We start from the raw sequence: 7,157 nt of genomic DNA on the forward strand, positions 1-7,157 counted from the left end.
ATGTGTCCGGTTTTGTTGACAGCAGGGGCAGTCAACAAAACCGGACGACAGCGGAAGCTTCGCGGATAAGATCGGAGAGAAAGAGTGCGCGCGACAGAGAGCGGTCATGGTGCGCAGGTGAATGCGCGCACGAAAAGGCAATGCGGAGCAATCCCGCCCAGGCCGGGGCAAGACCTGTACATGCGGTCTCGGCCGTGCGCCATGGTGTGCCTTGGTGGGAAGGGAGACGTTCCTCTTCGCTGTGGCCCAGGTTCTTATGTCGGTGAAAGGAAGGTAGAGAGGTCCACCTACTGCTCAGATGCTGTAGGCGCAAACCCTCGGGCAGAAAAATGCGAGAAGCAAAGAAAGCCTAGTTGAGATCCTTGCGATGATAGTTTTCGGCAGCGTATCCTCTTTGAGAATCGGGCCGCGCCCGCAACCTCAACCAGGACAACGCCATGAGTATTCTCAAGAAGAGCGTCAAGCTCGATGCACAGGTAAACATCAAAGTCAGCCAGGAGATGTTCAACCGGTACCAGGAAGTCAAGACCCGCTTCAAGGACAGTCCCTGGGAGTTCTCCCTGCAGCCTAGTTTTTCGAAATGGCTGAACACGCAACTGATAGCCGCGCAGAAGGTGCTCGCCGCTTATGAGGGGGGGAGAAAAGTTTCGGTAACAAGTGAGTTCCCTGACGCGTAGCCTGAATAGCGTACGCGGAATCGTCAGGCAGGCCGTGGGGTGCTACGGGAGCGAGAAATGCGCAACACCCCATGGCCTGGGCGCTGGCTCCAATGCCCTGAGGGATTCGCCGTAGGTCGTTGACTCAAATCTGTCATAGCTTTCGGCTGTGCACTATTGGCGCGTTCAAATACTAGCCAGTTCGAGATGACGAGCGCCTCCCGCGAGTCCAGCGCATCTGGTTCGCCCTGCACCTATCCCGGATACGGTTCGGGCTACTGCTACAATGAAAGCGCCCCGCATTCTGCGACTTGGCGCGTAACTTGGCAGACCGTACTTGGAATATTTCCTCGGGCTTGCCGACTAGCACCAGGATACTTCGCACCTACTGCTCGTGGAGCCGTCGCTCCCAACGGGCCAGAACAAGTGCTTCCCGTACTTAATCACTACGGCAGCGGTAGCGCATGCGTATTCGCCGGTCATGATTGTTCAACGTCCCCTTTTTCTTTGCCCCTTTCTGTCCTTTTCTGATGTTCGGCATGCCCCGTGCGAAATGACTAGCCATGCCGTACTGTGCCACACAGACTTGGCAGACTTGGGGCTGCAGCTTTGGAGCCCAAGAACGAAATCTTGTCAGTATCTTTCGCAGTAAGATTCCTGGCTATTGCGAAAAGGAAGAACCGTGTGGTTTCATGAGCGTGAAGGTCACCAGCAAGTGCAAAGGAGGAAACCACATGATCGCACAGTTGATCGCGACGGCCACGAAGTTCAAGGCCCAGCTCGCGAAGCGCCTGTTTGCAAGGAGCATTGTGCTTCGCCGCGAAAGAAGCAATTTCCGCACCGCCATGGCGTACGCCAGGGTTGAGGGTGGAAGACGGCGGATCGACCGGTAACACCGGCAACGGGCCACCGGCGACAACGATGTGAGCCCTGGCTCACCGGCTAGGCCGCAAGGCCCCCTCATCGCCTCGCCGGCTATCCCAGCCCCTGCAACTGGATGCGTGGCGGAAAAGGCGTAACTACGACTCCCACCCCATTTATGGCGGCCCGCAAGGGCCGCCTTTCCTACGAGCATGGCAAGAAGATTGTGTCCACGGAACCCAGGCGCATGCGGGTTGGACCGATGGGCGCGGGCAACCTCTTCAGGGAACGAATCGGCCACCAGCCATGGATTTCGCCCATACGGAGGCATGGCAGTGATTGTGGGACTGCTATGATGCCGACAAAAAAAACTTGACATTCTATTGGTGCAAGCGTGCGGAGTTTTCATGAGGAGCGCGCCTCTCCCGCCCCGTTGGGGCGGCTGAAAAGGAAAGAGGGCACAAAAGGACAGATGCTCCGGCATCGGACCAAGCCCGCAAGTCTCACTCCCGCCCCAACGGGCGGCTGACAAAGGCTCCTTCGGGGGCCTTCTCATTTTGCATCGCCTGGCGCATTGTGGACGCAGATTATTTTTAGAAGAACAGATCCAGAATAAGGTCGGCGATGTCCACCCCTTTTGGTGCGCACGAATCCAGATCTGCCTACGCTTTTTTTACCACGCCCAAGTGGATGACCGAGGTCACGACCGGACCTCCGAACCTTGGCGGTCGCGAATGGGGCCGCTTTCTTTATGTCTCCTTGCTCCTTCTTTCCTTCTGATTCCTTTTCCTTCTAGCCCTTCCGCAATCTCCCGTTTTTCCTCTGTTCCCTTGGTGGCTCTTACCATCAGCACTGCGTGGCACCGCCAACGGCCAGCGAACAGTGCTCGCCACGCATTCCGAGGACGGCATCACAGCGCCTGTTCCGCGCGCCGCTGATCAAGGTAATACATCACCGGCACCACCATGCGCGAGAAGAGCGTAGCTGCGACCTCCCCGGCCATGAGCGAGATGGCCAGGCCCTGAAAGATGGGATCGAAGAGGATGACGAAGGCCCCGGCCACCACGGAGATGGCCGTGAGCAGCATGGGGCGGAAGCGCAAGGCCCCGGCATCGATAACGGCCTCTTCGAGGGGCTGCCCTTGTTCGCGGCGCAGGTTGATGAAGTCCACCAGGATGATGGAGTTGCGCACCACGATGCCCGCCCCGGCGATGAAGCCGATCATGCTGGTGGCCGTGAAGAACGAGCCGGTGAGCGCATGCGCCGGGATGATGCCGATGAGCGAGAGCGGAATGGGCGACATGATGGCGATGGGCGTGGTGTACGACCCGAACCAGCCCACCACCAGGATGTAGATGAGGATCATGACCACGCCGAAGGCCAGTCCCATGTCGCGGAAGACCTCAAAGGTGATCTGCCACTCGCCGTCCCACTTCATGCTCCAGGTGTTGGAGGAGAACGGCATGCTGGTGCGCAAGCGCGGCAGTTCGCGGCGGTCGCCAGCGCTCGTCTGCCACGCCCCCTGGCCCTTGACGGCCAGTTCGTCCAGGGCCATGTCGATGCGGCCCATGCCGTAGATCGGGCTCTCTTCGCGCCCGGCCATGTCGCCGGTGACGTAGATCACGGGCAGCATGTTCTTGTGGTAGATGGCCGGTGGCGTGATGGCCTGCTCCAGCGTGGCCAACTGGCCGAGCGAGATGACCTTGCCGCCCCCGTTCGGCAGAGAGCCGCGCACCGGAATGGCCGTGAGTTCCGAGACCGAGGCGCGACGCGCCACGGGCAAGCGCACCATGATGGGCACGTCCTCGCGGGAGTTCATGTCGTGCAGCAGCCCGGCCTTCTCCCCACCCACGGAGGCGGCGATTACCCGGCGCGCCCGGTCAGGGTCCACGCCGTTCTTCAGCGCCTTGTCCGTCTCCACGCGGATGCGCGTCTCGGCTCTCGGGTCGTTCATGTACCAGTCCACATCAACGACGTTGGGCGTGCCTGCGAAGACCTCCTTGACCTGCCGGGCCACGCGCTCGCGGCCCTCCTGGGTCGGGCCGTAGATCTCGGCCACCAGGGTCTGCAGCACCGGCGGCCCGGGGGGCACCTCCACCACCTTGATGCGCGCGCCGAGCTTTTTGGCGATGGGCAGCATGTTCTCGCGGGTGCGTTTCGCAATTTCATGGCTTGAAGCGCTGCGCTTGCCGCGCGGGGTCAGGTTCACCTGGATTTCGGCCACGGTCGGGCCTTCACGCAGATAGTAGTGGCGAACCAGGCCGTTGAAGGAGAACGGCGCGGAAGTGCCAGCGTACAGCTGCGCGTCCGTCACCTCCGGCTGATCCAGGACGACGCGGGAGAGTTCCTCCGCTGCCGCGGCGGTGGCTTCCAGAGGCGTGCCATCGGGCATGTCCACAACCACCTCGAACTCGCCCTTGTTGTCAAAGGGCAGCATCTTCACCAACACGGCCTTCATGGGGAACAGGGAGATGGCGGCCACGAGCAGCCCGCCCACGCCCAAGAGAAAGCGCTTGCGATAGCCGGGTTCGGTGATGAGTCGGCCCATGACCTTGCGGTACAGCTGCGTGAAGCGGTCGTCGTGTTTCTCGTGCTCGTGGACGCCGGCGGGCTTGAGCAGCTTGCGGGAGCTCCAGGGCGTGATGACGAAGGCCACGGCCATGGACAGGAGCATGGCCACGCTGGCCCCTACGGGCATGGGCCGCATGTACGGGCCCATCAAGCCTCCCACGAAGCCCATGGGCATGATGGCCGCGATGACCGTGAAGGTGGCCAGCACCAGCGGGGCGCGCACCTCGTTCACGGCCTCGATGATGACGCGCACAAAGGGACGCCCCTGCGAGCTGGGCAGGCGCAAGTGGCGCACGATGTTCTCCACGTCCACAATGGGGTCGTCCACCAGGATGCCGATGCAGAAAATGAGCGCGAAAAGGGTGACGCGGTTCAGGGTGTAGCCAAGGAACCAGTAGGTGGCGAGCGTCACCGCCAGGGTCACGGGCACGGCCACCATGACCACGAAACTGGCGCGCAGGCCCAGGAACAGGGCCACGATGGTGCCGACGCTCAGGGCCGCAATGAACCGGTGCTGCAAGAGTTCGTCGGACTTGTGCTTGGCTGTTTCCCCATAGTCGCGCACCACGCTGGTATGCACGTCCACCGGGATGGCGAAGCCCCGCAGGGCCTCGATCTTCCGGAGGGCGTCCTCGCAAAGCTTGGTGGCATTGACTCCGGCGCGCTTGGCCACGGAAAGAGTCACGGCGGGCAGCAGCCGCCCCGGAGACTCGGACACGCCCTTGGTGGCGGCCTTGGGGCCGGGGGCGAAGAACACATAGTCCGCAGGCTCCTCAAAGCCGTCGCGCACACTCGCCACATCGGCCAGATACACCGGCCGGCCCTGGTTCATGGCCACCACCACGCGGCCCACGTCGCCGGAGGTCTTGAGGAAGCTGTCCAGGCGCACGCCAAAGGTCGCACCGCCGCTGGTCATGGCCCCGCTCTGGGCGGCCTGGTTCTGGGCGCGCAAGGCGTCGGCCACGTCCAGGGCGTCCAGGTTCAGCGCCCGCAGCCGGTCCGGGTCCACGTCCACGGTGACGCTGCGGGTGCGGCCCCCGGTCAGGGTAACCTCGGCCACGCCGGGCAGGGTGCGCACGGCTTCGGCGGCCTCGGCGGCGACCTGGCGCAGAGTGCGCCCGTCGTGCCCCTCGCCATAGAACGACACGGCCAGGACCGGCACGTCGTCGATGCTGCGGGGCTTCAAAAGAGGCTGGGAGCAGCCGGGCGGAATCCAGTCCAGATGCTGGTAGAGCTTGGCGTAGGTCTTGACCACGCTCTTTTCCGTGTCCTCGCCCACCTGAAAGCGCACGATGGTCAGGGCCTTGCCGTCTTGGGCCGTGGAATAGACATACTCCACGCCGGGAATCTCCCAGAGGATCTTTTCCATGGGACCGATGACCCGGGTCTCGATCTCCCTCGGCGTGGCGCCGGGCATCTCCACCAGAACGTCGATCATGGGCACGACGATCTGCGGCTCTTCCTCGCTGGGGGTGCTCAGCACAGCGAACACGCCGAGCAAGAGCGCGCCAAGGATGATGAGCGGCACGAGCTTGGAGTCCACGAAGCCCGCGGTGATGCGTGAGAGCAGGACGTGATCGTGGGGCTGCGGGTCCGGGCTTTCGGGTGTCTGGCTCATGGCCTGCCGCCTTAGGGCTTGACGGCGATGCGGTCGCCCTCGCGCAAGGTTTCCGGACCGCCGTTGACCAGGATTTCGCCCTCGGTGAGGCCGGAAAGCACCTCAATCAGCACGCCAGGCGCGCCGGACGTGTCGGAAAGCGCCTCGGACTGGGCCTGGACGATGTAGGACTGGCCGTCGAGGTCGGCCTTGAGGTAGGCCCCGCCAATCTTGACCAGCCGCAGGCGCAGCACGCTCTTGTCGTCCACCACGAGCACGGTGGTGAGCTCGCCGCGCTGGCGCACGCTGCCGGACGGGATGAGCAGCTTTTTGGCCTGAGACATGGGCACGCAGACTTTGCCGAACATGCCCGCGTGGGGCCGGTTGGGCTGCGCCGCCTGTGTGGCGTTTTGCGTCGCGTTGCCAGCCCCGGCGGCCGGGGCCGTGGACGCGTTGTAAGCGGCGCGGACCTTGAAGGTCCGGGTGGCCGGGTCCACGCGGTCCACCACGGTGGTGAGCCGCGTGAGGAAGGGCTGGGAAGATACCGACGGGACCAGGCCAAGCACCTGCATGCCCTTGGTCACGACGGACATGAGGCTCTCATCGGCCTGGGCCTCCAGCTCATAGCCGCCCTGCACATCGTCGATGGCGGCCAGGGGCGCGCCGGCCGAGACAAAGGCCCCCTGGTCCACATACCGGCGTGAAAGCACGCCCCGGAAGGGCGCGCTGACGAGGCTGTAGCCCATGAGGGACCGGGCCTCTGCCCCCTGGTGGCCTGCCGCCGCCGCGCTGGCGCCCATGGCCTGCTCCTGCTTCTTCAGGGTCTGGTATTCCGTGCTGGCGCGGTCCAGTTCGTCGCGGCTGATGGCCTGCTGGGCAAAGAGCTTCTGCATGCGCTCCATGTTGACCTTGGCCAGGGCCGAACGCGCGGCCAGGGCCTGACGCTCCAGCCCGGCCTGCTGGGCCGTGGACTGGACAGCCTGCACGCGCTGCCTGAGTTCCGTGTCGTCGATGCGCAGGATGGCCTGCCCCTTCTCCACCACTTGGCCCTCAGCGGCCATGACTTCCACTACCGTGCCGGAAATCTTGCTGGAAAGCACCACGCTGTTCTGCGCGCGCACCTCTCCCGGCAGGCTGCGGCACTCACGGGCGTCGTAAAGGGTAGCGCGAACTGTGGGCGCGCTGGCGGTCTTGGGTTCTGCGGTCTTGTCACCGCCGCATGCAGAAAAGAATGGTAAGGTTGCGAGGGCAATGATGAGGGCAAAAAGATGAGCTGTCTTGAATTTGGGCATGGGCTTGCGCCTTCCTTATTCATGTTTTGCAGACACACCTGAAACGGAAAGCTACCAAATTTTCTACTCCGGCTGAGTATGCCCGTCAATGAAACGCTGATGCATAATGAGTTGTTGTGGCATGATTCCACCGTCGTGCCAGCGCTACTGCACCCCGTACCGCTGGAGCTTGGCGTGGAG

Annotated in this window: 4 protein-coding genes; 2 read left to right on the top strand and 2 right to left on the bottom strand. The window is 63.1% G+C overall.

What is annotated here, in order from left to right:
• Positions 1–437: 437 nt before the first annotated feature.
• Together Q8O35_RS13040 and Q8O35_RS13045 are read left to right on the top strand one after the other, a co-directional pair.
• On the top strand, positions 438–677 hold the full coding sequence (locus Q8O35_RS13040) for a hypothetical protein (protein ID WP_305574023.1): 240 nt from the start codon (positions 438–440) through the stop codon (positions 675–677).
• Between the two features lie 671 nt (positions 678–1,348).
• Positions 1,349–1,549, top strand: a complete 201-nt coding sequence (locus Q8O35_RS13045; protein WP_305574025.1) for a hypothetical protein — start codon at positions 1,349–1,351, stop codon at positions 1,547–1,549.
• Positions 1,550–2,427: 878 nt separating this feature from the next.
• Here the strand turns inward: Q8O35_RS13045 and Q8O35_RS13050 are convergent.
• Both Q8O35_RS13050 and Q8O35_RS13055 read right to left on the bottom strand, forming a co-directional pair.
• Positions 2,428–5,706, bottom strand: coding sequence for an efflux RND transporter permease subunit (locus tag Q8O35_RS13050; RefSeq protein WP_305574027.1), 3,279 nt, complete (start codon positions 5,704–5,706; stop codon positions 2,428–2,430).
• Positions 5,707–5,717: 11 nt separating this feature from the next.
• Positions 5,718–6,977: an efflux RND transporter periplasmic adaptor subunit gene (locus Q8O35_RS13055; protein WP_305574029.1), complete on the bottom strand. Its 1,260-nt coding sequence runs from the start codon at positions 6,975–6,977 to the stop codon at positions 5,718–5,720.
• Between the last annotated feature and the right edge of the window lie 180 nt (positions 6,978–7,157).

This window comes from Humidesulfovibrio sp., assembly GCF_030689645.1.
In the GTDB taxonomy this organism is placed as follows: Bacteria; Desulfobacterota; Desulfovibrionia; order Desulfovibrionales; family Desulfovibrionaceae; genus Humidesulfovibrio.